This is a genomic window from Shinella lacus, from assembly GCF_010994755.1.
GTDB lineage: Bacteria > Pseudomonadota > Alphaproteobacteria > Rhizobiales > Rhizobiaceae > Shinella > Shinella lacus.
This window is the reverse complement of record NZ_WHSB02000007.1, coordinates 113118-138074: the sequence shown is the minus strand read 5'-3', so window position 1 is coordinate 138074 and position 24957 is coordinate 113118. Positions and strand designations below refer to the sequence as shown.

The 24957-nt window shown below is 64.0% G+C and carries 27 protein-coding genes; 18 read left to right on the top strand and 9 right to left on the bottom strand.

Going from position 1 to position 24957, the window contains the following annotated elements; translation table 11 throughout:
* Positions 1-67: 67 nt before the first annotated feature.
* Both GB927_RS19530 and GB927_RS19525 read left to right on the top strand, forming a co-directional pair.
* A complete protein-coding gene (locus GB927_RS19530) occupies positions 68-790 on the top strand; it encodes a ribonuclease T2 family protein (protein ID WP_256118882.1) in 723 nt (240 codons plus the stop codon).
* 14 nt (positions 791-804) lie between these two features.
* Positions 805-1395, top strand: a complete 591-nt coding sequence (locus GB927_RS19525; protein ID WP_256118881.1) for a glutathione S-transferase family protein — start codon at positions 805-807, stop codon at positions 1393-1395.
* A gap of 58 nt (positions 1396-1453) precedes the next feature.
* Here GB927_RS19525 and GB927_RS19520 read toward each other — a convergent pair whose 3' ends face one another.
* Positions 1454-2095, bottom strand: coding sequence for an outer membrane protein (locus tag GB927_RS19520; protein WP_256118880.1), 642 nt, complete (start codon positions 2093-2095; stop codon positions 1454-1456).
* Between the two features lie 358 nt (positions 2096-2453).
* Between GB927_RS19520 and GB927_RS19515 the strand changes: the two genes are divergently transcribed.
* The 6 genes from GB927_RS19515 to GB927_RS19490 all read left to right on the top strand — a co-directional run bounded on the left by GB927_RS19515 (position 2454) and on the right by GB927_RS19490 (position 7256).
* Positions 2454-3218 carry an SDR family oxidoreductase gene (locus GB927_RS19515; RefSeq protein ID WP_256118879.1) on the top strand — a complete coding sequence of 255 codons (765 nt, stop codon included), beginning with the start codon at positions 2454-2456 and terminating at the stop codon, positions 3216-3218.
* Complete coding sequence (uvrC, locus tag GB927_RS19510; RefSeq protein WP_256118878.1) at positions 3215-5263, top strand: excinuclease ABC subunit UvrC; 2049 nt, start codon at positions 3215-3217, stop codon at positions 5261-5263. Before GB927_RS19515 ends, uvrC begins: the two co-directional genes overlap by 4 nt.
* Positions 5264-5330: 67 nt before the next feature.
* Entirely contained in the window at positions 5331-5804 is a 474-nt protein-coding gene (locus GB927_RS19505) for a hypothetical protein (protein ID WP_256118877.1), read from the top strand.
* A 143-nt stretch (positions 5805-5947) separates the two neighbouring features.
* Positions 5948-6532, top strand: coding sequence for a CDP-diacylglycerol--glycerol-3-phosphate 3-phosphatidyltransferase (pgsA, locus tag GB927_RS19500; RefSeq protein WP_256118876.1), 585 nt, complete (start codon positions 5948-5950; stop codon positions 6530-6532).
* Position 6533: 1 nt separating this feature from the next.
* Complete coding sequence (gene moaD / locus GB927_RS19495) at positions 6534-6788, top strand: molybdopterin converting factor subunit 1 (protein ID WP_256118875.1); 255 nt, start codon at positions 6534-6536, stop codon at positions 6786-6788.
* A 3-nt stretch (positions 6789-6791) separates the two neighbouring features.
* A complete protein-coding gene (locus GB927_RS19490) occupies positions 6792-7256 on the top strand; it encodes a molybdenum cofactor biosynthesis protein MoaE (protein ID WP_256118874.1) in 465 nt (154 codons plus the stop codon).
* A 63-nt stretch (positions 7257-7319) separates the two neighbouring features.
* On the opposite strand, the gene GB927_RS19485 is transcribed toward GB927_RS19490, so the two are convergent.
* Entirely contained in the window at positions 7320-8216 is an 897-nt protein-coding gene (locus GB927_RS19485) for a branched-chain amino acid ABC transporter permease (RefSeq protein ID WP_256118873.1), read from the bottom strand.
* 66 nt (positions 8217-8282) lie between these two features.
* On the opposite strand from GB927_RS19485, the gene GB927_RS19480 reads away from it, so the two are divergent.
* The 3 genes from GB927_RS19480 (at position 8283) to GB927_RS19470 (ending at position 10806) form a co-directional block, all read left to right on the top strand.
* Positions 8283-8837, top strand: a complete 555-nt coding sequence (locus GB927_RS19480; protein WP_256118871.1) for a CGNR zinc finger domain-containing protein — start codon at positions 8283-8285, stop codon at positions 8835-8837.
* On the top strand, positions 8834-9334 hold the full coding sequence (locus tag GB927_RS19475; RefSeq protein ID WP_256118870.1) for a hypothetical protein: 501 nt from the start codon (positions 8834-8836) through the stop codon (positions 9332-9334). Before GB927_RS19480 ends, GB927_RS19475 begins: the two co-directional genes overlap by 4 nt.
* A 62-nt stretch (positions 9335-9396) precedes the next feature.
* A complete protein-coding gene (locus GB927_RS19470; RefSeq protein ID WP_256118869.1) occupies positions 9397-10806 on the top strand; it encodes a hypothetical protein in 1410 nt (469 codons plus the stop codon).
* 72 nt (positions 10807-10878) lie between these two features.
* Here the strand turns inward: GB927_RS19470 and ndk are convergent, their stop codons facing one another.
* Together ndk and GB927_RS19460 are read right to left on the bottom strand one after the other, a co-directional pair.
* Positions 10879-11301, bottom strand: a complete 423-nt coding sequence (gene ndk, locus GB927_RS19465) for a nucleoside-diphosphate kinase (protein WP_050742909.1) — start codon at positions 11299-11301, stop codon at positions 10879-10881.
* 115 nt (positions 11302-11416) lie between these two features.
* Positions 11417-12118 carry a glutathione S-transferase family protein gene (locus GB927_RS19460; RefSeq protein ID WP_256118868.1) on the bottom strand — a complete coding sequence of 234 codons (702 nt, stop codon included), beginning with the start codon at positions 12116-12118 and terminating at the stop codon, positions 11417-11419.
* 134 nt (positions 12119-12252) lie between these two features.
* On the opposite strand from GB927_RS19460, the gene GB927_RS19455 reads away from it, so the two are divergent.
* The 5 genes from GB927_RS19455 (at position 12253) to GB927_RS19435 (ending at position 17373) form a co-directional block, all read left to right on the top strand.
* Positions 12253-12762 (top strand): DinB family protein, encoded by a 510-nt coding sequence (locus GB927_RS19455; protein WP_256118867.1) that lies wholly within the window; start codon positions 12253-12255, stop codon positions 12760-12762.
* Between the two features lie 198 nt (positions 12763-12960).
* The gene (locus GB927_RS19450) at positions 12961-13245 is read left to right on the top strand and encodes a hypothetical protein (RefSeq protein WP_256118866.1); all 285 of its coding nucleotides are present in this window, start codon (positions 12961-12963) and stop codon (positions 13243-13245) included.
* A gap of 194 nt (positions 13246-13439) precedes the next feature.
* Positions 13440-14519, top strand: coding sequence for a GGDEF domain-containing protein (locus GB927_RS19445; RefSeq protein ID WP_256118865.1), 1080 nt, complete (start codon positions 13440-13442; stop codon positions 14517-14519).
* Between the two features lie 54 nt (positions 14520-14573).
* Positions 14574-16460, top strand: a complete 1887-nt coding sequence (locus GB927_RS19440; protein WP_256118864.1) for an ABC-F family ATP-binding cassette domain-containing protein — start codon at positions 14574-14576, stop codon at positions 16458-16460.
* Between the two features lie 85 nt (positions 16461-16545).
* Positions 16546-17373, top strand: a complete 828-nt coding sequence (locus tag GB927_RS19435; RefSeq protein ID WP_256118863.1) for a polysaccharide deacetylase family protein — start codon at positions 16546-16548, stop codon at positions 17371-17373.
* 6 nt (positions 17374-17379) lie between these two features.
* Here GB927_RS19435 and GB927_RS19430 read toward each other — a convergent pair whose 3' ends face one another.
* Positions 17380-18222, bottom strand: a complete 843-nt coding sequence (locus GB927_RS19430; RefSeq protein WP_256118862.1) for a GNAT family N-acetyltransferase — start codon at positions 18220-18222, stop codon at positions 17380-17382.
* A gap of 254 nt (positions 18223-18476) precedes the next feature.
* Between GB927_RS19430 and GB927_RS19425 the strand changes: the two genes are divergently transcribed.
* The gene (locus GB927_RS19425; protein WP_256118861.1) at positions 18477-19583 is read left to right on the top strand and encodes a TRAP transporter substrate-binding protein; all 1107 of its coding nucleotides are present in this window, start codon (positions 18477-18479) and stop codon (positions 19581-19583) included.
* 90 nt (positions 19584-19673) lie between these two features.
* On the opposite strand, the gene GB927_RS19420 is transcribed toward GB927_RS19425, so the two are convergent.
* Positions 19674-21455 carry a TRAP transporter large permease gene (locus GB927_RS19420; protein WP_256118860.1) on the bottom strand — a complete coding sequence of 594 codons (1782 nt, stop codon included), beginning with the start codon at positions 21453-21455 and terminating at the stop codon, positions 19674-19676.
* On the bottom strand, positions 21452-22027 hold the full coding sequence (locus tag GB927_RS19415) for a TRAP transporter small permease subunit (protein WP_256118859.1): 576 nt from the start codon (positions 22025-22027) through the stop codon (positions 21452-21454). Before GB927_RS19415 ends, GB927_RS19420 begins: the two co-directional genes overlap by 4 nt.
* A gap of 247 nt (positions 22028-22274) precedes the next feature.
* Between GB927_RS19415 and GB927_RS19410 the strand changes: the two genes are divergently transcribed.
* Complete coding sequence (locus GB927_RS19410) at positions 22275-23201, top strand: Gfo/Idh/MocA family protein (RefSeq protein WP_256118858.1); 927 nt, start codon at positions 22275-22277, stop codon at positions 23199-23201.
* Positions 23202-23277: 76 nt separating this feature from the next.
* Here GB927_RS19410 and GB927_RS19405 read toward each other — a convergent pair whose 3' ends face one another.
* Positions 23278-24486, bottom strand: coding sequence for a DarT ssDNA thymidine ADP-ribosyltransferase family protein (locus tag GB927_RS19405; RefSeq protein ID WP_256118857.1), 1209 nt, complete (start codon positions 24484-24486; stop codon positions 23278-23280).
* A gap of 18 nt (positions 24487-24504) precedes the next feature.
* Entirely contained in the window at positions 24505-24954 is a 450-nt protein-coding gene (locus GB927_RS19400; RefSeq protein WP_256118856.1) for a DNA polymerase III subunit chi, read from the bottom strand.
* Positions 24955-24957 lie beyond the last annotated feature (3 nt).

Below are 24957 nucleotides of genomic sequence, written 5' to 3'. Positions count from 1 at the left end.
TCGGCGGCAACAATCGCGCGCCGAACCGGGAGACTTTCATGACGCCTTTCCTCGCGGCCACCGATCGATGAGTCGGCCGCACTTCTCCACCGTTGTGCGATCCGTAAGCCTGCTCCTTGCCGGCCTGGCGACGCTTACCGCTTGCAGCGAGGAGAAGCCTGCCGAGAAGCCGAAGACGGAAGTGAGCCGCAAGACGCCGGCGCAAAAAATCCCGCTCGGCAAAGGGTTCGATTTTTACGTGCTCTCGCTCTCATGGTCGCCGACCTGGTGCGCGGGCAACGATGCCGCCGGCAAGACCCAGCAGTGCCGGCGCGGCGAGAACAACGGCTTCATAGTGCACGGGCTCTGGCCGCAGAACGACCGCGGCTATCCGGAATTCTGCCGGACCCGCGAGCTGGACCGGGTGCCGGACAATCTCGGCCGCACCGTTCTGGACATCATCCCCTCGATGGGCCTTGTCGGCCACCAATGGCGCAAGCACGGCTCCTGCTCGGGCCTCAGCCAGAAGGACTATTTCGCCGTCACCCGCGCGGCGTTCGAGCGCGTCCGCATTCCAGCGGAGGCAGAGCCGCAACGCGGCGGCGCGCGCCTTTCGCCCGATGCCATGGAGCAGGCCTTCACCGCCGCCAATCCCGGGCTCGACCGCAAGGGCATCGCGATTACCTGCGAGGACGGACGGCTGGAAGAAGTGCGCATCTGCATGACGCCGGACCTCTCCTTCCGCCCCTGCCCCGAAGTCGACCGCGCGGCCTGCCGCGCCAAATCCATCGAACAACCGCCCATCCGCTAAAACAGGACCCGCTGATGAAAATCTTCTATTCCACCACCTCGCCCTATTCCACCAAGGTGCGCATGGCCGCGCATTTCGCCGGGCTTCCGGTCGAAGCGATCGCTACCGACACCAATGCCGACCCGGCCGAACTGCTCGCCGCCAACCCGCTCGGCAAGATCCCGGCGCTGGTGACCGACGATGGCCTTGCCGTCTTCGACAGCCGCGCGATCATGAACTATATCGACCGCCAGACGCGCGGCTCGCTCTACCCGCGCAATGCGGCCAAGCGCACCGAAGTGGACGTGCTGGAAGCGACCGCCGACGGCATCTGCGACTGCCTGCTCGCCATCGTCTACGAGCGCCGGTTCCGGCCGGAGGAGAAGATCCACCAGCCGTGGATCGACCGGCAGTGGGAGAAGGCCGAGCGCGCGCTCGACAATCTGGAAGCCAACATGCCGCGCCTCGGCAAGAAGCCGAATGGCGGCCATTTCGCGCTCGCCGCGATGCTGCGCTACATCGAGTTGCGTTTCGAAGGAAAGTGGCAGCGCGGCCGCCCGAAGCTGAAGCGCTTCCTGTCGCGCTTCGAAGCCGTCTTCCCGGACTTCGCGCAGTTCAAGGATTGAGCACAAACAAAAAGGCCGGGCTTTCGCCCGGCCTTTCCGTATTCCAGAGCCGTGAGGCTTAGAACTTCACGCCGAGACCGACGCGGACGCTGTGGTCTTCGAAGCCCGACTTGACCTTGTCGCCGCCGAGGTTGAAGCCCTTCTTCTGGTAGTCGCTGTAGCGGTATTCGACGCGCGCCGTGACGTTGTTGGTCACGAAGGCTTCGGCACCCGCACCGGCGGTCCAGCCGACCATGTTGCGGTCGTCCTTGCCGGCGCCGTTCTTCAGCTCGACGTTGGTGCCTGCAACACCGGCGGTGCCGTAGAGCAGGACCGGGTTCAGGTCGATACCGACGCGGCCGCGGATGGAGCCGTTGACCCCCTGCTTGGCCTTCAGGCCGTTGCGCTCGGCGTCGACGCCCGAGTAGTTCAGGTCGGCTTCACCGCCGTAGACGATCTGGCCGGACTGCATGTTGTAGCCGCCGTAGACGCCGCCGCCGAGGCCGTTTGCCTTGGCATCGCCCTGACGGTTGAAGTCACCGCGCTGCCAGCTTGCCGTACCACCGGCATAGGCGCCGGCCCAGTTGCCGCCCGAGACCGGCTCGGAATATTCAGCGGCCGGAGCCTGGGGTACTTCGTCGATGGCGTCGGCTGCGTGAGCGGCCTGGAAAGCAACCATCGAGACGGTCGAAGCGATGAGGGTGGCGATGAGTGTACGCATGATATTCTCCTTTACTGAACGACGCCCTCTGTTGGGAGGCTGTCGGGCGTCGTCATTTCTAATTCAGTCCCGCCCGGTTGAGGGGAAATTGAATAAAGATTGAGGAATTGAAAGAGCCAAAATGTGAAATGATTGTGGCAGAGACACGGCACAAATGGGATGTGACTTTTGAACAACAGGGAGTTTATTAACCATGAATTCAGGAAGTGTGAAAACCGGTAAAATATACTTCAAATTACTTTGAAGTGGCTTTTGCAGTTAATTTTTCTGCAACCAATTGTCGGGGGGAGTTTAAGCCTGCGCTGGGATGTCTATATCTTGGGCCGGTTAAACAAATGAATCGGCAGGACGGATTTTCTTGAAGAACCCCCTCAGGACGGCCCTCGTGACGGGCGGCGCGAAGCGCATCGGCAAGGCCATCGTGGAGGATCTCGCGGCGAACGGCTTTGCCGTCGCCATCCACGCAAACGAATCCCGCGACGAGGCGGACGCGATCGCCGGCGCCCTCACCGCGCGTGGCGTGACGGCAGCCGTCGTGCAATGCGACCTCTCGGACGGAGCGGCGACGGCCAGACTCATTGCGGCCGCGCGTGCTGCGGTCGGCCCGCTCGATCTGCTCGTCAACAACGCCTCGCTGTTCAAGCCCGATACGGTCGAGGCCTTCGACGATGCGCTGTGGGACCGGCATTTCGCCGTGCATGTGAAGGCGCCGTCGATCCTGGCGCGCGACTTCGTACGCCAGCTTCCCGAAGGCGTCGCGGGCTCGATCGTCAACATCATCGACCAGCGCGTCTGGAACCCGACGCCGCGCTATTATTCCTACACGCTCTCGAAATCGGCCCTGTGGATGGCGACGCGCACCATGGCGCAGAGCTTTGCGCCGCGCGTGCGCGTCAATGCGATCGGTCCCGGCCCGTCGCTGCCGAACGAGCGGCAGGACGACGCCGCCTTCCAGGCGCAGGTCGAGGGATTGATCCTGCGCCGCGGCCCATCGCTTGGGGAATTCGGCCGGACAGTTCGCTTTTTGTTCGACACGCCATCCATAACGGGGCAAATGATAGCGCTCGATGGCGGGCAGCATCTCGCCTGGGAAACACCCGATGTCGGGGGAATAGCGGAATGAATGGCCGGAAGGTGGAGGATGGCGGCATCCTCTATGACGAGAACGAGACGGAAGAGGACGACGAGCTTCAGGAAAGCCCGCTCGAAGGCGCCATTACGCCTGCCGTCGCGACACCCGGCATGGACTGGAACGAAGGCGGCGACGTGCCGGAAGGCGTCGTCGGCGCCGCGCTGATCGAGTTCTTCGTCAAGCGCCTGCCCAACAGCCCCGGCGTCTACCGCATGTTCAATGCGGATGGCGACGTGCTCTATGTCGGCAAGGCGCGCAGCCTGAAGAAGCGCGTGACGAACTATGCGCAGGGCCGCGGCCATTCCAACCGCATCACGCAGATGATTCGCCAGACGGCGAACATGGAATTCGTGACGACGCGCACGGAGACCGAGGCGCTGCTCTTGGAAGCCAACCTCATCAAGCGCCTGCGCCCGCGCTTCAACGTGCTTTTGCGCGACGACAAGTCCTTCCCCTATATCCTGCTGACAGGCGACACGCGGGCGCCGGCGATCTTCAAGCATCGCGGCGCGCGCAGCCGCAAGGGCGACTATTTCGGCCCCTTCGCTTCGGCTGGCGCGGTCGGCCGCACGATCAACTCGCTGCAACGCGCCTTCCTGCTGCGCACCTGCACCGACAGCGTGTTCGAAAGCCGCACGCGGCCCTGCCTGCTCTACCAGATCAAGCGCTGTTCCGGCCCCTGCACGAACGAGATCCGCGATGCGGACTATGGCGAACTCGTGCAGGAGGCGAAGGACTTTCTTTCCGGCAAAAGCCAGAAGGTGAAGGCGCATATGGCCGAAGCCATGAACGCCGCCGCCGAGGACCTCGATTTCGAGCGCGCCGCCGTCTATCGCGACCGGCTGGCCGCACTCTCCCATGTGCAGAGCCACCAGGGCATCAATCCGGCGGGCGTGGAAGAGGCGGACATTTTTGCGATCCACCACGAGGGCGGCGTGTCCTGCATCCAGGTGTTCTTCTTCCGCACCGGGCAGAACTGGGGCAACCGCGCCTATTTCCCGAAGGCAGACCCGCAACTTTCCGGCAGCGAGGTGCTGAACGCCTTCCTCGCCCAGTTCTACGACGACAAGCCCTGTCCCCGGCAGATCCTGCTCTCCGAAACGGTCGAGGAAATCGACCTTCTGGCGCAGGCGCTGTCCGAGCGGTCCAACTACAAGGTAACGATCTCCGTGCCGCAGCGCGGCGAGAAGAAGGACCTCGTCGACCATGTGGTGGCCAATGCCCGCGAGGCGCATGGACGAAAGCTGGCGGAAACGGCGTCGCAATCGCGCCTGCTCGACGGTTTCGCCGCGACCTTCAAGCTGCCCACCGTGCCGCGCCGCATCGAGATCTACGACAACTCGCACATCATGGGCACCAATGCCGTCGGCGGCATGGTGGTGGCGGGGCCGGAAGGCTTCGTGAAGGGGCAGTACCGCAAGTTCAACATCAAATCGACAGACATCACGCCCGGCGACGACTTCGGCATGATGAAGGAAGTGATGACCCGGCGCTTCTCGCGCCTCATCAAGGAAGAGGGCCTGCCGGACCGCGCGGCCGAGACCGGCGCGGAAGCCGCCGACCTGCCCTTCCCCGCCTGGCCGGACGTCATCCTCATCGACGGCGGCCAGGGCCAGATGACGGCGGTGCGCGCCATCCTGGAAGAGCTCGGCATCACCGACCAGGTCATCGCCATCGGCGTCGCCAAGGGTGCCGACCGCGAGGCCGGGCGCGAACGTTTTTTCATGCGCGGCATTGCGGACTTTTCCCTGCCGCCGCGTGATCCCGTGCTCTATTTCGTGCAGCGCCTGCGCGACGAGGCCCATCGTTTTGCCATCGGCTCGCACCGGGCGCGGCGCAAGAAGGAGATGGTGAAAAACCCGCTCGACGAGATCGGCGGCATCGGCCCGACGCGGAAACGCGCCTTGCTCCAGCATTTCGGCACGGCGAAGGCGGTATCGCGCGCGGGCATGTCGGACCTGATGGCGGTCGCCGGCATTTCGGAATCGGTCGCGCGCATCGTCTACAACCATTTCCACGACGATGCGGCGGGATAGCGGTTGCGAGCCGGCTGGCGAGTGTTAGGTTGCCGGCACGGCATTCCTCCATCGACAGCGAGGCGTCATGATCGTCTTCAAGCATAGCCTGCCCGTCATCGCCGGCCTCTGCCTGCTGGCAACGGGTGCCATTGCGCAGACCCAGGTGGGCGATGCGCAGATGCTGGGCGTGACCGGCACCTGCGAGGCGCTCGTCGTGGGAAAACAGCAGTTCAGCGACAGTTGCTCGGAAAAGCTGCTCAACGTCTCCTATCCGAACGGCCGCGTCGGCTTCTACTTCGTGCTGGAGGATAGCCGCATCATCACCTTCAGCGGCATGGACGGCGCCAATCCGACACCGGACAGCGACGTGATCGACCTCGACAAGGTGATCGTCAGCCGCAAGGACACACCGGACACGCCCGATGTCTTCCCGGCAAAGGGCACCTGCGGCTTCGGCAATCCGATGAAGGGCGCCATGACGGTTTCCTGCGAGGGCACGCTATCCGACGGACAGGCCTTTTCCGCGCGCTTCACCACGGACGGCAAACCGCCGACGTGACCACCCGCAAGGCGCGGTTTTTCGCAAACATCTGCGTCATTCGGCCCGGCTCCGTAAATTCGCCAAGAATTGCCGGAAACAAAGGTTGACGGCACTGTCACAAAGACCTCATCTAGCCGGAAATAGTCGAGACTGAAGAATCCATGGCTTCCCGCGCATACAATATCCCGAATCTCCTCACCTACGCCCGCATCGTGGCCGTACCGCTGATCGTGCTGTGCTTCTTCATCGAAGGACGGCTGGAATCGTCGGATTTCGCGCGCTGGGCGGCCTTCGGCCTGTTCGTCGTCGCCTCCATCACCGACTATCTCGACGGCTATCTCGCCCGCATCTGGAACCAGACGTCGAATATCGGCCGCATGCTGGACCCGATCGCCGACAAGCTGCTGGTTGCCTCCGTGCTGCTGCTGATGGCCGCCGACGGCACCATCGCCGGATGGACGATCTGGGCCGCGATCATCATCCTGTGCCGCGAGATCCTCGTCTCGGGCCTGCGCGAGTATCTCGCGGACCTCAAGGTCAGCGTGCCGGTGACGCGCATCGCCAAGTGGAAGACGGCCATCCAGATGCTGGCCATCGCCTTCCTGCTGGCCGGTCCCGCCGGCGACAAGGTGCTGCCCTACACGACCGAGATCGGCATCAGCCTGCTGTGGATCGCGGCGCTCATCACCATGTATACGGGCTACGACTATTTCCGCGTCGGCCTGAAGCACATCGTGGACGAATGAGATGACGAAGCTCGTCTATTTCGCATGGGTGCGCGAACGGATCGGCAAGGGCGAGGAAGAGATCGACCTGCCCGCCTCCGTCAAGACGGGCGGCGACCTTCTCCGGCACCTCAAGACGCTCGGCGACGACTATGCCCATGCGCTGGAGCACGAGAACGTCATCCGCATCGCGATCAACCAGGAACATGTCGAGCACGACGATCCGATCGCCGGTGCCCGCGAGATCGCCCTCTTCCCGCCGATGACGGGGGGCTGAACGGTGGCCGGCGACGCTCCGGTCATCGTGCGCGTCCAGACGGACGATTTTGACGCGGCGGCAGAGACCGCGCGCCTCACCGGTGATGGGGATGCCGGCGCCATCGTCACCTTCACCGGCCTCTGCCGCGATGAGGGCGGGATGCTCGCCGCACTGGAACTCGAACATTACCCTGGCATGGCGGAAGCGGAGATCACGCGCATCTGCCGCGAGGCCGTGGCGCGCTTTTCCCTTCTCGGCATCGCCGCCATCCACCGGGTGGGCAAGATCGCGCCGGGCGAAAACATCGTGCTGGTCATCGCCACCGCCCCTCATCGCCACGCCGCCTTCGACGGCGCGTCCTTCGTGATGGATTACCTAAAGACCTCCGCCCCCTTCTGGAAGAAGGAACATTTCGCCGACGGCCGCACCGGCGGCTGGGTCGATGCCAAGGAGAGCGACGACCGGGCGCGGGAGAAGTGGGCGTAATTGGCTCTTTTGTTTTCGTTTGTCTTTTCGGGAAAACCGGTTCCCACTTTTCCCTGACAAACTCTATGGCACCGGCCGTTCGCGGCGGAAAATCACCAGCAGCAGCACCAGCGCGGAAAAGATCACCAGGTCGCGCCAGAGGAAATCGCCATAGGCGCTCCAGAGCGTCTCGGCAAAACCCATGGCCGCGCCGCCGAGCGCCGAAAGCAGGGGCGCCCCTGCCCCGCCGATCGCGGCGATGAACAGCACCTTCACGCCGAAGACCAGGCCGGCGCCGAAATCCATGTTGCCGTAGTAGGAGACCGCGAGGATGCCGGTGAGGCTGGCGATCAGCGCGGCGATGGCATAGGCAGCGAGGTAGACGCCGGCAGAATCCACGCCGCACAGTTCCGCCGCCTGCCGGTCTTCCGAGACGGCCCGCCAGCGCCGGCCCCAGGCGGAGCGGGCGAGGAAGACGTGGCCGATAAGGACGATGGCGACCATCGCGGCCGTATTTGCCAGTTGCAGCATTGTCAACGCCACCGGAAAGGCCGGGTCGCCCCAGAACACGATCGGCGTGTTGAGGAAGGGCGGCAGCCAGAGGCTGCGCGTATCGGAAGCAAGCCGCGCCGTTTCCATCAGCACCAGCACGGTGCCGACGGCGGCGACCACGACCGTATTGTCCGAGGAGAAGGCAAGCGGGCGCATCACGAAGCGCCCGATGACCAGGCCGGCGCCGATGCTGTAGAGGAGCGCCACGACCGCGCCGAAACCCAGCGCCGCCGGCAGCACCAGCCACAGCCGATCCCAGCCGAAACCCGCAAACAGGATGAACATCTGCGCCGCGAAGGCGAAGAGCGCGCCGTAGCCGATATCCGCCCGGCGCGTCACGGCAAAGGCGATCGAATAGCCGAAGGCAAGCGCCGCATAGAGCGCGGCGACGGGCATTGCATTGGCGATCTGCTGGAGGAAATAGGCCATGGCGGTTCCGGACGGGTTCGATAAATTATAACTGGCAAAATTGCTTTTACCAGTTAGAATATCGCCATGACCTTTTCCTGGACCCCGCATCGGTTTTCCGGCGGCGCGCTCGCCCTCGATGTCGCGAACTCCGTCGTGCTGCGCGCCGATCCCGGGCGGCGGATCGACCGTTTCGCAGATCCGGCCGTGATGGACGCCTTTCCCGACGGTGCGAACCGGCATGGCGCGGAGCGCGCGCTGTTTGGCGCGCTGGAGCCGGTCGGTGCAGACGCCCGCGACGGGCTGGTGGCGCTGCGCGAGGCGATCGACCGCCATTTTCGCGCCGAAGTGCTGGGTGCGGGAAAGCCGGCGCTGATGGCCGACCTGCTCGACGCCATTTCGGCAACGCTGCGCCGCTCCGGCACCCGGCCCCACGCACTCGATACGGCCACCGCCCGCTCCGCCCTGATGCTGCTGACGCAGCCGGAGCCCGAGCGGCTGAAAATCTGCCCGAACTGCCATTGGCTCTTCCTCGATCGCAGCCGCAACCGGTCGCGCGCCTGGTGCGACATGGCCGTCTGCGGCAACCGGGCGAAGGCCAGCCGCCATTATCGCCGCAACCGCGAGGAGCCACGGCCATGAAGAGGTTTCTGCTGATCGCCCTGCTACCCCTGATGCTCGCCGCCTGCCAGCGCGAGACGGGGGCGGACCCGCTGAAGCTGACCGGAAAAATGTTCGTCTTCAACTACCGGCTGGCTTACGCGACCTACATGATCACGCTCGACCGCATCGCGCCGGTGCCGGAGGGATCGGTGGTGAAGGCCGAGTTCGAGAACCCGGCGGGCGGCGCGCCGCTGACGCTGGAGCGCAAGCTCTTTGCCAATCTCAAGCGTGTCGCGCTGGAAAGCCCCGACCTTTCCTGCGTGAAGAAGGGCAAACCCTACAAGGTGGCGATTTCGGTCGTGGGGCCGGACGGCACGACGCTGCAAACCCTTGAGGCCGAGGTCACCTCCACGCTCGACCAGAGCGCCCTGCCGGCAAAGGCGCTGGTCGTCGGTCCCGGCTATGACAAGAACCCGGAAGTTTTCAAGGACGGCAAGACGCCGGAGCATTTCGAAATGGCGACGTGCCCGTTCTGAGCGAATATTCGCCAAGGCTCATGCGTTCCGCCTGAAACGGTTTGTCGCGGGAGGCAATGCGCATGAAGGTTCTGCCTGTCCTGGCCGCCGCCGGCCTCATGCTGATGTCCACCACGGCCCGCGCGCAGGAACCAGCCGCCTGCCCGGCCAAGGCCGCCATCCTCGCCCTTTCCGATACGGTGCTCGCCGAGCGGGAAACGCTGCCGCGGCTGAAGGCGCGCGGTTTTGGCGCCGAGGCCGCCTACCTCAAGATCCGCTACGGCGGGCTTTCGATGGATGCGGCGACCACGCTTGCCCACGGCCTGCGCGACGCCGGGGTGCGCGAGGCGATCGACCTTGCCGGTGCGCTCGATGCGCGGCGCGAGGGCTTCGCCGCGGTTGCCGACGATCCGGCAGGCCTGCCGCAATTCGGCGTGCTCATCTCCACCCTCCGGGCGGTCCTGGAACAGGGCGATACGGAAAAGCTGCTCGCCGCGATCGCCGCCCTGAAGGCCGACCAGCAGGCGTCGATCGGCCAGCGCATCGTGGCGGCTGTCATCGACTGGCCGGACGAGCGAAAGGCAGCGCTTGCCGAGGCTGCAGGCAAGCATGGCCTCCTCCTGATACAGGCCGGCCTCATCGCCTCGCAGCGCGACCCGAAAGCCTGGGCCACCTTCGCCGCCTCGAAACCGGACAGGCTCGCGGATCTGGTGCAGGCCTGGAACTGGGCGCCGGGGTTTGTCGGCAATCCGGCCCTGCCGCGTCCGGCACAAGATGCGAAGGCCGAGGCGATGCGGAAATCCGTGCACACCGTCTTCATCGTCGCCGCGCGCGAGCCGGAGCGGGACTTCCTGATGACCTACCTGAACTATACGGGCGACATCGCCGACACGGAGAAAGCGGCGCAGGCCGTTCTGGCGGAGATCGACGGCGGGGATATCCGGCCGGAGGGCCTGCTGGACCGCGCCTGGCTGACTGCCTATCGCAGCCTGCGCGCCACGGCAGCGGACCCGGCAAAGGTCGATACGGTGCTCACGGAAATCTCGTTCTATGCCGGGCGCTATCTGCGCACCGCCGACGGCCTCTCCGTGCGCGATGTCATCGACCGCCTCATCGCGGTCGAGGCCCTGACGCCCTTCCTCAAGGGCGAAGCGACCGCAGTGCCGGAGATGCCGGAAGAGCTCAGCGCCAGGTTCCAGGCGCAATGGCCGCTCTGGACGGAGATGGCGGCGGCATTGAAGGCGGCCCCCCTGACACCGCTCGCCAAGGACCCGCTGAAGGCGCCGATCGTCGCGGAACTGCTGTTTGCCGCCGGCGATCATGCCCGCCTCGCCGACGTCGTGCTCGCGGCAGAACCGGTGGAGGCGAAACTAGCCATGGCGACCGACTTTGCCATGCGGCTCGACCGCGGCTGCGCCAGCACCATGTATCACCAGGCCGAAGCGGTGCTTTTGTCCGGCCAGCCGATCTTCAAGTTCGATGCCATGAAATGAAAGAACCGGAGCCTTTCGGCCCCGGTTCTTCAAACATATCAGTCATGTCCGGCCGGAGCCGGACAATGCGATTCAGCCGACGATTTCGGTGTCGGAGAACCAGTACTTGATTTCCTGGGCAGCGGTTTCCGGAGCGTCGGAGCCATGAACGGAGTTTTCGCCGATCGACAGGGCATGCGTCTTGCGGATCGTGCCTTCGTCGGCGTTTGCCGGGTTGGTGGCGCCCATGACTTCGCGGTTCTTGAGGATCGCGTTCTCGCCTTCGAGAACCTGGACGATCGTCGGGCCGGAGGTCATGCCTTCAACCAGTTCGCCGAAGAAGGGGCGTTCCTTGTGAACGGCGTAAAAGCCTTCGGCTTCGCGCTTGCTCATCCAGACGCGCTTGGAGGCCACGACGCGCAGACCCGCGTCTTCGAGCATCTTGGTGATCGCGCCGGTCAGGTTGCGCTTGGTCGCGTCCGGCTTGATCATCGAAAAGGTGCGTTCAATCGCCATTTTCCCGTTTCCCTTGGTTTTCCGGTGAAAGTGGCGGTTCCATAGCCGCCAACGCCCGGCAAAACAAGGGGGTGGCGGCGATTGGCGATGTCAGGGCCGAAGTTTCATGCAGCCGTCACACCGCGGCCTGGGCCGCCGCAACGCGGTGGCCGACGCCGCCGTGCAGATCGAGGCAGCGGGCAAACCAGTCCGCCACCGGATCATCCTCGGCAAGCACCTTCGTGCCCGCCGTGGTGCGCAGCCATTGCAGCGCGCCGAAGACGATATAGTCCGGGAAAAGCGGGCCTTCGCCGCCGATGAACGGCTGGATCTTCAGCATGTTGCGCAGCGGCTGGAGCTTCTTGGCAAAGCCCTCGATCTCCGCCTTGCCGGCTTCGGCGATGTCTTCCAGCGAGGCGCCGAGGCGCTCCTCCCGGCTGCGGCGGAAATAGTCCCGGTCGGCCGGCCCGAGCAGGTTGTGGATGTCGAGGATGGCGATGCGGGTGACCGCCATGTGCAGCGTCGATTGCGACCAGTTCTCGATGAAACGGGCCATCGCCTTGCCGCCCTCGCCGCCGAACAGCGACGGCCGGTCGGGATAGGCCTCGTCGAGATAGAGCGCGATGTCGAAACTGTCGCGCACCAGGCGGTCGCCATCGCGCAGCAGCGGCACGGTCGGCGAACTGCCGCCCTCGATCGCCGGGATCTCGGTGAAGCCGACCGGCACCGTCTCATGGTCGAGACCCTTGTGGGCGAGCGACAATACCGTCTTCCAGACATGGGGCGAAAACTGGCGGGTCCTGTCGGCGCCGGAAAGCGCGTATAGCAAGCGGGTCATCAAAGCCTCGTCGTTTGGTGTCGGCGCATTGGAGCGCAGGGCGGCCCGTCACGCAAATCAGATAATTTCATGGGTCGCATTCATGCAGGCGATGCAGGCTTCCGCTATAGTCCGGGCACATCACGGAGACCCCGATGCTCGACCACTACCGCATGTATGCCGCCTATAATGCCTGGGCCAACCGCGCACTCTATGACGAAGTGGGCAAGCTCGACGATGCCGCCTATCGCCGGGAGCTCGGCGCCTTCTTCGGCTCGCTGCACCGCACGCTGAACCACCTTCTCACCGCCGACCGCATCTGGCTGAAACGTTTCACCGGCAGCGGCGACGCGCCGACCAGTCTCGACACAATCCTGCACGAGGATTTCGCCGGCCTGCGGGCGGCAAGGGAGGTGGAGGACGCGCGCCTGGCGGCCTTCATCGATTCGTTGACGGAAGAGAAGATCGCCGCCGATTTCACCTACAGCCCGCTGACCAATCCGACGATCGTCACCCACCCGCTCGGCCCCGCACTGACCCACGTCTTCAACCACCAGACTCACCACAGAGGCCAATGCCACGGGATGCTGACGGCTTTGGGCGGTTCAAGTATTACGCTGGACCTGATTTATTTTGTGAGGACCGAGGGCTCGAAATTCCTATAAATTTTAGGGAGAGTGGTATCTTCGGTTCCTGCAATAGTAGTGATACAGTCATGCGGTATGGAAGCGCTCTACATCGACTGTGAGGGCAGCCCCGCCCTGTCACTCAGGTGACAGGCACGGGCATTCGGTGATGGGATAGTCGCTGCCATGGGGTGGGTACCAGGAGGGCACTTACCTCTCCTGGAAGAGGGAAAAAAAATGGCAAGAACGACCGAAGAGTGGGCAGCCCTGCTCGGTAGTACGCTTTGCAAGATGGCACGGGTCTATGGTACAGACGCCCCCAATGCCTACCTGCCGGAAGAATGCTATCCGGTGATCGAGAAGACCCTGGAGGTGGCCCTGAAGGACGCCCGTGCGGAAGGCTACGCCGCCGCCATGCGCGACCTCCAGCACAACCGACCGGCCCGCGCCAAGGAACCGACCCGCGCGACCGTCATCGGGCAGGTGATGCGGGTTATCCCGCTCGCCCGCCGGACAGCCTGAATTCACGCGACACCCTTCGTGCGGCTGCATCAGGCGATGCGGCCGCACGAGGCGTGAGAGATGCTTGCGTTTCGTCAAGTCCGGTTGAATTTCTTTATCAGCACACGCAAAATTAACCGTGCAATCCGATAGTTACGCCGACTGACATCATCATGGCGCAGGCGATCTCCGCAGCGCCCAGCCGACGGCGTTTCATGACCAGCAAAGCCTCCCCCGCCCCGAAAGACCAGCAGCCGGCCGTTCCGCCGATCATGGCGCGCATCGCGCATGTGATGGCCAATCTCGGCATTTCCGGCCTGCCGCGGAACTATGAGCTGCTGTTCGAGGCGTTGAACGGCAATGCGAGCGTGGCGCGCGAGATTGCGGCCCTCGGCAAGTCGCCGGAACAGGCGGCGCTCGATTCGATCGCGCTGCGCCATTCGCTGCCGAGCCACAATGTTCTGGCTGCCGGCCAGGCCGCGGGGGAAGCCGTGCGCGTGCTTGCGGAGATTTCCCAGACCGCGGAAACGAGCCGCCGCGACCGCGCCGTCGCGCTGCACGAATTGCAGGAAATCGCCGACCGCATGCGCGCCGATCCGGTGCTCGGCATTTCGGATTTCTCCAGCGACACGGTGCGCCTGCTCTCGCTGGTGCGCGACATCCTTGGCATGGACCGCTCGGCGGCGACGAAGATCGACGACCTGCAAGCCCATCTCGACGGGCTGCGCAGCGGCCTCTCCGTCAGCCGCGAGGCGCTGACGCACGATCCGGTGACAGGCCTCGGCAACCATGCCGCCCTGCTCGGCCGGATGAAGGGCGTCTTCCAGGGCGAAGCGGCGGGCACCTCGGCGCTCCTGATGTTCCGCGTCGAGCAGCTCAAGGAGTTCGCCGAGAGCCATCCGGCGGGTGCGGCGGAAAAGACGCTGAAGCGGCTTGCCGCCATCTTCCGCCGCTCGGTCAAGAAGGACGATTTCGTCGCCCGCACCGGGCCGGACCTGTTCTGCCTGCTTTTGTCGGATGTCAGCCGCGAGATCGCGGTCACCATCGCGCGCCGCATCGCCGTTCGCGTCGCGGAAAAGCCGTTCCCCTTCATGGACCGCGAGCTGCCGGCGGGCTTCCTGACGCTGACGGCCGGCGTGTCGCTCAGCGATTCGGCGAGCGCGCCCGCCATGCTCTATGAGCAGGCCGACCAGGCGCTCGCCTATGCCGCCGAAACCGGCATTGCGCTGCGCATTTACTCCGCGGAAGTCGCCGATCGGGCGAGCCGCGGCTATCGTTCCGGGTCGGCCGCCTGAAGAGGCGCGCCTCACCCCTTGCCTTGACTGGTCGCCCCGCCCTATAGACCCGGAATGATCACGATTTCCGGCCTCACCGCCCGCATTGCCGGGCGTCTCCTCATCGAAAACGCGTCCCTCTCGCTGCCGAGCGGCGTGAAGGTGGGTCTCGTCGGCCGCAACGGCACCGGCAAGTCCACGCTTTTCCGCATCATCACCGGCCAGTTCGCCTCGGAAGCCGGCAGCATTTCGCTGCCGAAGAACGCGCGCATCGGCCAGGTGGCGCAGGAAGCGCCGGGCACGGACGACCCGCTGATCGAGATCGTGCTGGCCGCCGACAAGGAGCGCGCCGCGCTGCTCAAGGAAGCGGAGACGGCGACCGACCCGCACCGCATCGCCGAAATCCAGACGCGGCTCACCGATATCGGCGCGCATTCGGCGCAATCGCGCGCGGCCAGCATCCTCGCCGGCCTCGGCTTCAACCACGAAGCGCAGCAGCAGGCGGCGAAGAGCTTCTCCGGCGGCTGGCGCATGCGCGTGGCGCTGGCGGCCGTGCTGTTCTCCGAGCCGGACCTGCTGCTGCTCGACGAACCGACCAACTATCTCGACCTAGAAGGCACATTGTGGCTGGAGGATTATGTGCGGCGTTATCCGCACACCGTCATCATCATCAGCCACGACCGCGACCTCTTGAACACCGCCGTCAACGCCATCGTGCATCTCGACCAGCAGAAGCTCACCTTCTATCGCGGCTCCTACGACCAGTTCGAGCGGCAGAAGGCCGAGAACGACGAGTTGCAGATGAAGGCGAAAGCGAAGAACGAAGCCGCGCGCAAACACCTGCAAAGCTTCATCGACCGCTTCAAGGCCAAGGCCACCAAGGCCAAGCAGGCGCAGAGCCGCGTCAAGGCGCTGGAGCGCATGGGAACGGTCGCCGCCGTGATCGAGACGCATGTGCAGCCGATCACCTTCCCGGAGCCCGAGCGCCAGCCCGCCTCCCCGATCATCGCGATCGAAGGCGGGGCGGTCGGCTATACGCCGGGACAGCCGATCCTCAAGCAGATCAACCTGCGCATCGACAATGACGACCGCATCGCGCTGCTCGGTTCGAACGGCAACGGCAAGTCGACTTTCGCGAAATTCATCTCCGGTCGGCTGGAGGCGGAATCGGGCGCGGTGAAGCGCGCGCCGGGCCTGAAGATCGGCTTTTTCGCGCAGCACCAGCTCGATGACCTCATTCCGGATCAATCGCCGGTCGAGCATGTGCGCCGGCTGATGCCGGAGGCAACGGAGGCCAAGGTGCGCGCCCGCGTTGCGCAGATGGGGCTTGCGACGGAAAAGATGTCGACGGCCGCCAAGGACCTGTCTGGCGGCGAGAAGGCGCGCTTGCTGATGGGCCTTGCCGCCTTCGATGCGCCGAACCTCTTGATCCTCGACGAGCCGACCAACCATCTCGACATCGACAGCCGCCGCGCGCTGATCGAGGCGCTGAACGACTATGAAGGTGCCGTCATCCTGATCTCGCACGATCGCCACCTGATCGAGGCGACCGTCGACCGGCTGTGGCTGGTCAACGAGGGCACGGTCAAAACCTTCGACGGCGACATGGAGGAGTATCGCAGCCTCATCGTGCAGTCCGGCAAGAGGGACGACAGGGAAAAACCGGCCGGCAACGGCGAGCAGGCGAACAAGGCCGACCAGCGCAAGGCGAATGCCGACCGGCGCGCCCAGTACGCGCCGCTCAAGAAAAAGATCAATGAAATCGAATCCCTGACGGCAAAGCTGCATAAGCAGATTCAGCTTCTTGATGCGGAGCTTGCGGATCCGGTGCTCTACGAGAAGAGCCCGGCCAAGGCGGCCGAAAAGGCGAAGCTGCGCGCCATGGCGGTCGACAAGCTGCATGACGCCGAGGAGCAATGGCTGGAGCTTTCGGCCGAATATGAGGAGGCGATGGCGGGATAAGGCCTTTCCGCCCGCCGCCTCAACGCTTCATTAACCATGATCGGACAAAAGTGCTTGCAAGATCATCATCTTGCCGAGTGCGCCCATGCGTTGCCGCCTGCTTCTTGCCGCATTGGCGCTGCTGCCCCTCCTTGCCGGGTGCAACACGACCAAACCGCGCGCCTCCACCGAGACCGCCTTCGTCGAGGCGAAGCAGGCGAAGGTGCTCGACGCGGATGATCCCGTGCCGATGTCGCCCGCCCGCTGGGCCGGGCGCACGGGGCTTGCCGGGCGCACGCTCGCCGTCGCCTCGCTCGCCGACCTGAAGCTGCGGCACAAGGAGGTCGTTTTGACCTTCGACGACGGTCCGGTGCCGGGTCGCACGGAGGCGATCCTCGCCACGCTCGACGCCTACCGCGTCAAGGCGACCTTCCTGATGGTCGGCCAGATGGCGGATGCCTATCCGGCCATCGCCCGCAAGGTCGTTTCCCGCGGCCATACGATCGGCAGCCATACCTATCGCCATGCCAACCTGCGTTATCTCGCCTTCGAGGCGGCGATGGCGGAAATCCGCAAGGGCGAAAAGGCCGTGCAGCGTGCCACCGCCCGCCAGCCGGATTTCTTCCGCTTCCCCTATCTGTCGGACACGTCGGCACTGCGTAGCGCGGTCTCGCGACGCGGCACGATCATCATGGATATGGACGTGGATTCGAAGGACTATTTCAAAGTCTCGCCGGCATCCGTCGCGAGCCGGACCATGGAGGGCCTGCGCAAGCGCGGCCGCGGCATCATCCTGCTGCACGACATCCACAAGCGCACCGCCGCCGTGCTGCCGGCATTGCTCGCGCAGCTGAAGGACGAGGGCTATTCCGTCGTGACGCTGCGCCACAAGGGCGTGGGCGGATCGGATCTGCTCGCCATGGCGGGCGGCTAAGACAGATCAGCCAAGCTCGAATGTCGTGATGCCGAAGATGCGGTTGAGCGGCAGGTCCGGCATCGTTCCGCGATACATACGCGCCGTCTCGAAGACCGGCGACAGGCCGTGGCGCACGCAGAGCGCCTTCGCCTCGGTGTTCGGCGCGGGAATGTCGAGGAAGATCCGGCCGCCGCCGACATTGGCGACGAGCGCACGGAACAGCAGGTCGGCGCCGACATCGGTATCGGAGAACAGCGGGCCGATCTTGAAACCCTCGCGGCAGGCGCGAATCGTGCCGTAGCCGGAGACCTTGGTGCCCTGGAGCAGCGCGAAACTCTGGCGTGTCTCCTGTTCCTTCAGCCATTCGCGCAGGAAGGTCTCCCGGCGGGCCGGGTTGAACCGTTCATCATAGTCGGCGATCAGCGGCACATGGACGGGCGAGACCGGCGTCAGCCGCGGGTCGTTCGGCACAGTGCATTGCATCCGGCCGCCATAACGCACATTGGCGTGCGCATAGGCGAAGCCGGACTTGCGATAGTTCTCCTGCTGGGCGACGACGCCGTCGAGGCCGACTATACGGTCTTCCGCCATCGCCATCGCGGCTTCCCACAGGCGCAGCCCCACACCCTGCCCGCGCACGTCCTTGTGCACGATATAGAAGCCGAGAAAGGCGTAATGCGCGCCATAGCGGACGAGCGAGATCGCCCCCACCATGCGCTTTTCCGCCTCCGCGACGAGATAGCCCTCCGGATCAGCCACCCAGAAGGGTCCGGCATCGCCAAGCCCCGGGTTCCAGCCTTCCGCGGCCGCCCAATCCAGAATGTCGACCAGTTCGTCGCGATAGGCCTTGCGAATCTGGATATCCATGCCCTGCCCTTCGCCCTGCCGCGTTGCTGCCAATCTTTCAATCGGAAAGAGGGCTGTCAACCATGCAGGAAAAGGAAGAAACGCTCAAAAAACAGGCAGATAGCAAAATGCTGCACGTAAGACGAAAGTCGTAGGGGTCCCATTCACCCTTCTTTCCGCCTGCGGCTTGAAACACCAAACCCGACATGGTTAGCTTCCGCGCGATGACACAAGGGTGGGGAAGAGGAACCCTGCTCGCAATTGGGAGGAAATCTATGGATCGTCGTTCATTCATCAAGAAGGCCGGTGTCGCCGGCGTGGGCGGTGCGGCTGCGACCGTACTGGCCGCTCCGGCGCTTGCGCAGAGCAACCCGAAGGTCAACTGGCGCCTTGCCTCCTCGTTCCCGAAATCGCTCGACACGATCTATGGCGGCGCGGAAGTGCTGTCGAAATACGTTTCCGAAGCGACCGACGGCAATTTCCAGATCCAGGTTTTCGCCGCCGGTGAAATTGTACCCGGCCTGCAGGCCGCCGACGCGGCTTCCGCCGGCACGGTCGAAGCCGCCCATACGGTTTCCTACTATTACTGGGGCAAGGACCCGGTCTGGGCGCTCGGCGCCGCCGTTCCCTTCGCGCTCAATGCCCGCGGTCACAATGCCTGGCAGTACCATGGCGGCGGCATCGACATGTTCAACGAGTTCTTGGCGACCCAGGGCCTGATCGGCTTCCCGGGCGGCAATACCGGCGTGCAGATGGGTGGCTGGTTCCGCAAGGAGATCAAGACCGTCGCCGACATGTCCGGCCTGAAGATGCGCATCGGCGGGTTCGCCGGCAAGGTTGTCGAGAAGCTCGGCGTCGTGCCGCAGCAGATCGCCGGCGGCGACATTTATCCGGCGCTGGAAAAAGGCACGATCGACGCGGCCGAATGGGTCGGGCCCTATGACGACGAGAAGCTCGGCTTCTTCAAGGTCGCACCCTACTACTACTATCCCGGCTGGTGGGAAGGCGGCCCGACGGTTCACGCCCTCTTCAACAAGGCGGCCTTCGACGGCCTGCCGAAGGCCTACCAGTCGCTGCTGCGCACCGCCTGCCAGGCGACCGACGCCAACATGCTGCAGAAATACGACTACCTGAACCCGGCGGCCATCAAGCGCCTTGTCGCCGCCGGCGCGAAGCTAAGCCCTTTCAGCCAGGAAATCCTGTCGGCCTGCTTCGACGCCGCCAACGAGGTCTATGCCGAGATGGAAGCCTCGAACCCGACTTTCAAGAAGATCTGGGAATCGATCAAGGCGTTCCGCGGCGAGTATTACCTCAACGCGCAGATCGCCGAGTATAATTACGACACCTTCATGATGATCCAGCAGCGCAGCAACAAGCTCTAAGCGCCTGGCGGAAACCGCACAAAAAACCCCGGAGCAGCGATGCTCCGGGGTTTTTCTTTGGAAAGAGCCGGCTGACGCCGGCCCAAAACATCAGTTGAAGGATGGCGGGCTCGAAAGATCGTTGGTGGGCTTCTGCTCACCTTCACCAGCCGGCTTCTGTTCGCCGCCTTCCAGCGGGTTACCGGCGGGGAGCTGCAAGCCACCCGGCAGGCCGAGGCCGCCGCCGTTGTCCGGCAGCGTCATGCCCCCACCATTGGCACCGAAGCCGGGCACCTCGATCTTGATCGTCGCTGGATCGATGCCGGTTCCCGTATCCTTGTAGTGCATGACCATCTGCGGGAACATGATGGTGAGTGCCACCATGACGATCTGGATGCAGACGAAGGGCACAGCACCCCAATAGATCTGCCCGGTCGTTACCGGCTGGGTCACCTTGCCCGTCACCTTGTCCAGATAGGGCACCTTCGCGGCGACCGAACGCAGGTAGAACAGCGCAAAGCCGAAGGGCGGGTGCATGAAGCTGGTCTGCATGTTGATGCCGAGCAGCACGCCGAACCAGATGAGGTCGATGCCGAGCTTGTCGGCCGCGGGTGCGAGCAGCGGCACGATGATGAAGGCGAGCTCGAAGAAATCGAGGAAGAACGCCAGGAAGAACACCAAAATGTTCACCCCGATCAGGAAACCCGTCTCGCCGCCCGGCAGTGAGACCAGGAGGTGTTCGACCCACAGGTGCCCGTTCACGCCATAGAATGTGAGGGAGAAGACGCGGGCACCGATCAGGATGAACAGCACGAAGGCGGAAAGGCGCGTTGTGGCGGCAAGTGCCGAACGCATCACCTCCATGTTGAGCCGGCCCTTGGCAGCCGCCATGACCAGCGCACCCACAGCACCCATGGCGCCGCCTTCCGTCGGCGTCGCGATGCCGAGGAAGATGGTGCCGAGCACGAGGAAGATCAGCGCGAGCGGCGGGATCAGCACGATGATGACCTGCTGCGCCAGCCGGGACATCATATTGATATTCATCGTCTTATCGACGAGGGCAACGACGTAGATGAAGATGACGCCGCAGGTGGCGCCGAGAATGTCGGCATTCGGGCCCTGTGTCGGGTAGAGATAGACATGCGCCGCGTAGGCAAAGCCGGCCGCGACGATCAGCGCGATGATGAGCGACGTCACGCCGGAGCCGAGCGAGCGCGCCTCTAGCGGCAGGGCCGGCATGGAATCCCGCTTGAGGAAGCTCATCAGCAGGATGTAGCCCATGTAGAGGGCGGTCAGGATCAGGCCCGGGATGAGAGCGCCGGCATACATGTCGCCGACCGAACGGCCGAGCTGGTCGGCGAGCACGATCAGCACGAGCGACGGCGGGATGATCTGGGCGAGCGTGCCGGACGCCGCAATGACGCCGGAGGCGACGCGGCGGTCATAACCGTAGCGCAGCATGATGGGCAGAGAGATGAGGCCCATGGCGATGACCGAGGCGGCGACGACGCCGGTGGTGGCCGCAAGCAGCGCGCCGACGAAGATCACCGCATAGGCAAGGCCACCGCGGATCGGCCCGAAAAGCTGGCCGATCGTATCGAGCAGGTCTTCCGCCATGCCGGATTTTTCGAGCACGATCCCCATGAAGGTAAAGAATGGGATGGCGAGCAATGTGTCGTTCGACATCACCCCCCATAGCCGCTCCGGCATCGCGTTCAACAGCGGCCAGGACAGGTTGATCGAATCGGACAGCGGCGCGAGCTCCACGCCGATGATGAAAAAGAGCAGGCCGTTTGCCGCAAGCGAAAATGCCACCGGATAGCCCAGCAGCAGGAACACGATCAGCGACACGAACATGATCGGCGCGAGGTTTTCCGCAATGAACTCGATCATGCGCCCTTCTCCTCCGCCACGGTAGTGTCAAGCGGCGCGTGCGTCGGCACGTAGGGCGTCGGGTCCTCCATGTCGCCGCTCATGATGGCGATCTTCTTGATGATCTCCGACACGCCCTGGGCGGCAAGCAGCACGAAGCCGGCAAGCAGGATCGCCTTGGCCGGCCAGACGATCAGGCCGCCGGCGCTGGAGGAGCCCTCACCCGAGCGATAGGACATCAGCACATAGGGCACGAGGAAATAGACCATCAGCAGCACGAAGGGCATCAGGAACAGGCAATGGCCGAGAAGGTCGATCCAGTGCTGCACGCGGCGCGAAAACTTGCCGTAGACGACGTCGATGCGGATGTGCTCGTTCTGCGACAGCGTATAGGCGGCAGCGAGCATGAAGGCCCCGCCGAAGAGATACCATTGCGCCTCAAGCCAGGCGTTGGATGACATATTGAACAGTTTCCGGATAACGGCATTTCCGGCGCTCACAAGCACGGCGATCAGGATCAGCCAGCCAACGGCTTTCCCGATGTTTTCCGTAATCGTGTCGATGAGCCGGCTGAAAACCAGCAGCGTCTTCATGAGAACTCCTCCCCGCTTGGCGTGTTATTGCTGTTGTGCCAAGCATAGCCAGAGTGCCGATTTCAAGGCTGGTTTCAAGTCCGAGGCCGGGTTTTCCCGGTCTGAGGCCCGGCATTAGACGAAAGGCGAAGGCCGCCCCGGCGGCCTTGCACAAAGGATAGGCAAGCGTCAGTGCGGAGGCACTCTTGCCCCGGCTGAAGGTTCTGCTACAACACCGCCAAATCATCATACAAATGAGGGTGGAGCCATGTCCCCGATCAATCTCGCAATCGTCGGCGTCGGCAAGATCGTGCGCGACCAGCATCTTCCGGCCGTCGCCAAGAACAGCGATTACAAGCTGATCGCCGCTGCAAGCCGCCACGGCACGGTGGACGGAATCGACAATTTCAAGTCGATCGACGAGATGCTGGCGGCCGTCCCGGCAATCGATGCCGTCTCGCTCTGCATGCCGCCGCAATATCGCTACGAGGCGGCGGAGAAGGCGCTTTCGGCCGGCAAACATGTTTTCCTCGAAAAGCCGCCGGGCGCGACGCTCTCCGAAGTCGCCGACCTCGAAGCGCTTGCCGCCGCCAAGGGCGTTTCGCTCTTCGCGAGCTGGCATTCGCGTTATGCGCCGGCCGTCGAAGCAGCAAGGAGCTTCCTTGCCGGCACGACGATCAGCTCGATGCAGGTGATCTGGAAGGAAGACGTGCGCCACTGGCATCCGAACCAGGACTGGATCTGGCAGGCCGGCGGCCTCGGCGTCTTCGATCCGGGCATCAACGCGCTCTCGATCGTCACCCATATCCTGCCGCGCCCGGTCTTCATCACCGCCGCCACGCTGGAATTCCCGGAAAACCGCGACGCGCCGATCGCCGCTTCGATCACCTTCTCCGACGCCAGGGGCCTCGACCTCAAGGCCGATTTCGACTGGCGCCAGACCGGCAAGCAGAGCTGGGACATCGTCGCCGATACCGAGGCCGGTGAGATGGTGCTGTCCGAAGGCGGCGCGAAACTCTCCATCGACGGCAAGCTGGTGCACGAGGAGCCGGAGCAGGAATATCCGATGCTCTACAAGCGCTTCGCGGAGATCGTGAAGGCCGGGAAATCCGACGTCGACCTCGCGCCGCTCCGCCACGTCGCCGACGCCTTCATGCTCGGCCGCCGCAAATTCGTCGAGGCGTTTCACGACTGAAATGAAGCAAGTCGTCAGACCAGAGCCGTGCGACCTCGACACTGCAAGCGCGGAGGGAGAACCGCTGCCCCATACATCAGGCGGAATAGATATCCGGGTTGTCGAGCATTTCCGCGAGCGCCGCGTCCAGATACGTCGCAAGCCCCGGGTCCTGGCGCAGATCGTCCGCGATCTGCGCCATCAGCTTCTGGTAGCCGTCCAGCAGCGCAGCGTTGCCCGTTAGCCGTCTTGCATGTGACCGGGAAGAAAACAAGGCTTCACTCTCAGCCGCATTGAACGTAGCCCGTGCGCCGCACAATCCGTCAAGTTTTGCTCTAGTCTCGTCCTTCAGAAAGAAGGCGCCGGTAATCAATTCGGGTTCGACAACGCCGAAAATCAGGACCTCTGCCTGATCGTCAGCCGGTTCGTAGGGAAGCGCATCTGTGCGCCGGTTGACTCCGAGCATCTTGTCGAATGCGGCGCGCCCTGTCAGATCACCGAGGCTCCGGCTGGAAATGCTCTTCTCCGCAGCATTGCGCGCGCAAAAAGCGCATTGCTTCTTCCAGATCACATCTGGATCGACAGCCAGGATCACCCAATCTTCATCTGGATCCAGCTGGCGGTACTTCCAGAGCATGCGGTGATTGGGGTGGGCGATGGAGAAGGACGAGCTGTTCGTTCGTCTATCGAACCTATGGACATCGTTCACGGCGGGGACAATGCCCGATTTCGCGTGCCACGCCACCGGCATGATGCCGTTTGCCAGGATCGACGGAAGGTTCGAAACGCGCGTGAAATGCACGAGAAACGGTATCGACCAGGACCGCAACGTCCGGTATTGGACCGGAACAAGGCCAGCCCGACCGGGATTTTTCCGTGGCGGAGCATGTCCAGCAAGTATGGTTTCCAGTTCGGCCTTGTTGGACTCGTACAAGCTGGCGAATTCAGGATCGGTGTCCATCTCCTTCCGGATTCTACGCTCGCGCTTGCCGATGTCGCGAACAGCACCGATGACAAGCTGCCTGTCGCGCAGGGTTTTTCCAAAGGAGCTCTGCTCCTTGCGCTTTTTCTCCTTGTCCTGCGCATCCAGCACCGCGGCGATTTCATTGAATCGGTTTACCGCCTCGGGGATTCCGGACAGGCTGCGCCCGACCTCGTTCATCATACGGCTGACACCTCGGCCACTGATGATGACGCCAGCGGACGCGTCGTCCTTTTCCGTATCTGACGGGGCGTCCGCACGTCCGCCGAAAATTTTGTGCCAGAGCCAGCACAGAACAAGGAACCCGGCGATAAACCACAACATCATTTTATCCCGACGCCGTCAGGCCTTCTTCTGCCAGCGCCCGTCGCTGTTCTGCTGCCAATAGGTAAGCTGGTGACCCTCGCCCTTCAGGCGCTTCCAGTGCTCGCGCGCGGTCTCCACCTCCGCCTGGTCGTAGCCATCGAACATGAAGATGACGCGGTCGTAGGGATCGAGCGCCGGCGGTTCGGCGCCGGCGACGAGGAAGCGCACGGTGGCGGCGTTGGCGTTGTCGGCCGTCATGGTGAGCAGCACCGGCTGCTCGGCGGGAAACGCCTGCTCGTCGGTGCCGTGCGGTAGGAAACTGTCCTCGCGGAAAGTCCACAGATGCGTGTCGAGCGCGTCGCGGCGCTCCGCGTCGCCGGTCTGCACGACGACGCGCCAGCCGCGTTCGAGGCTCTTGTCGAGCAGCGGCGGCAGCGCGTCCTCGAGCTTCGATTCGGTCAGGTGGTAGAAGAGGACTTCGCTCACCCT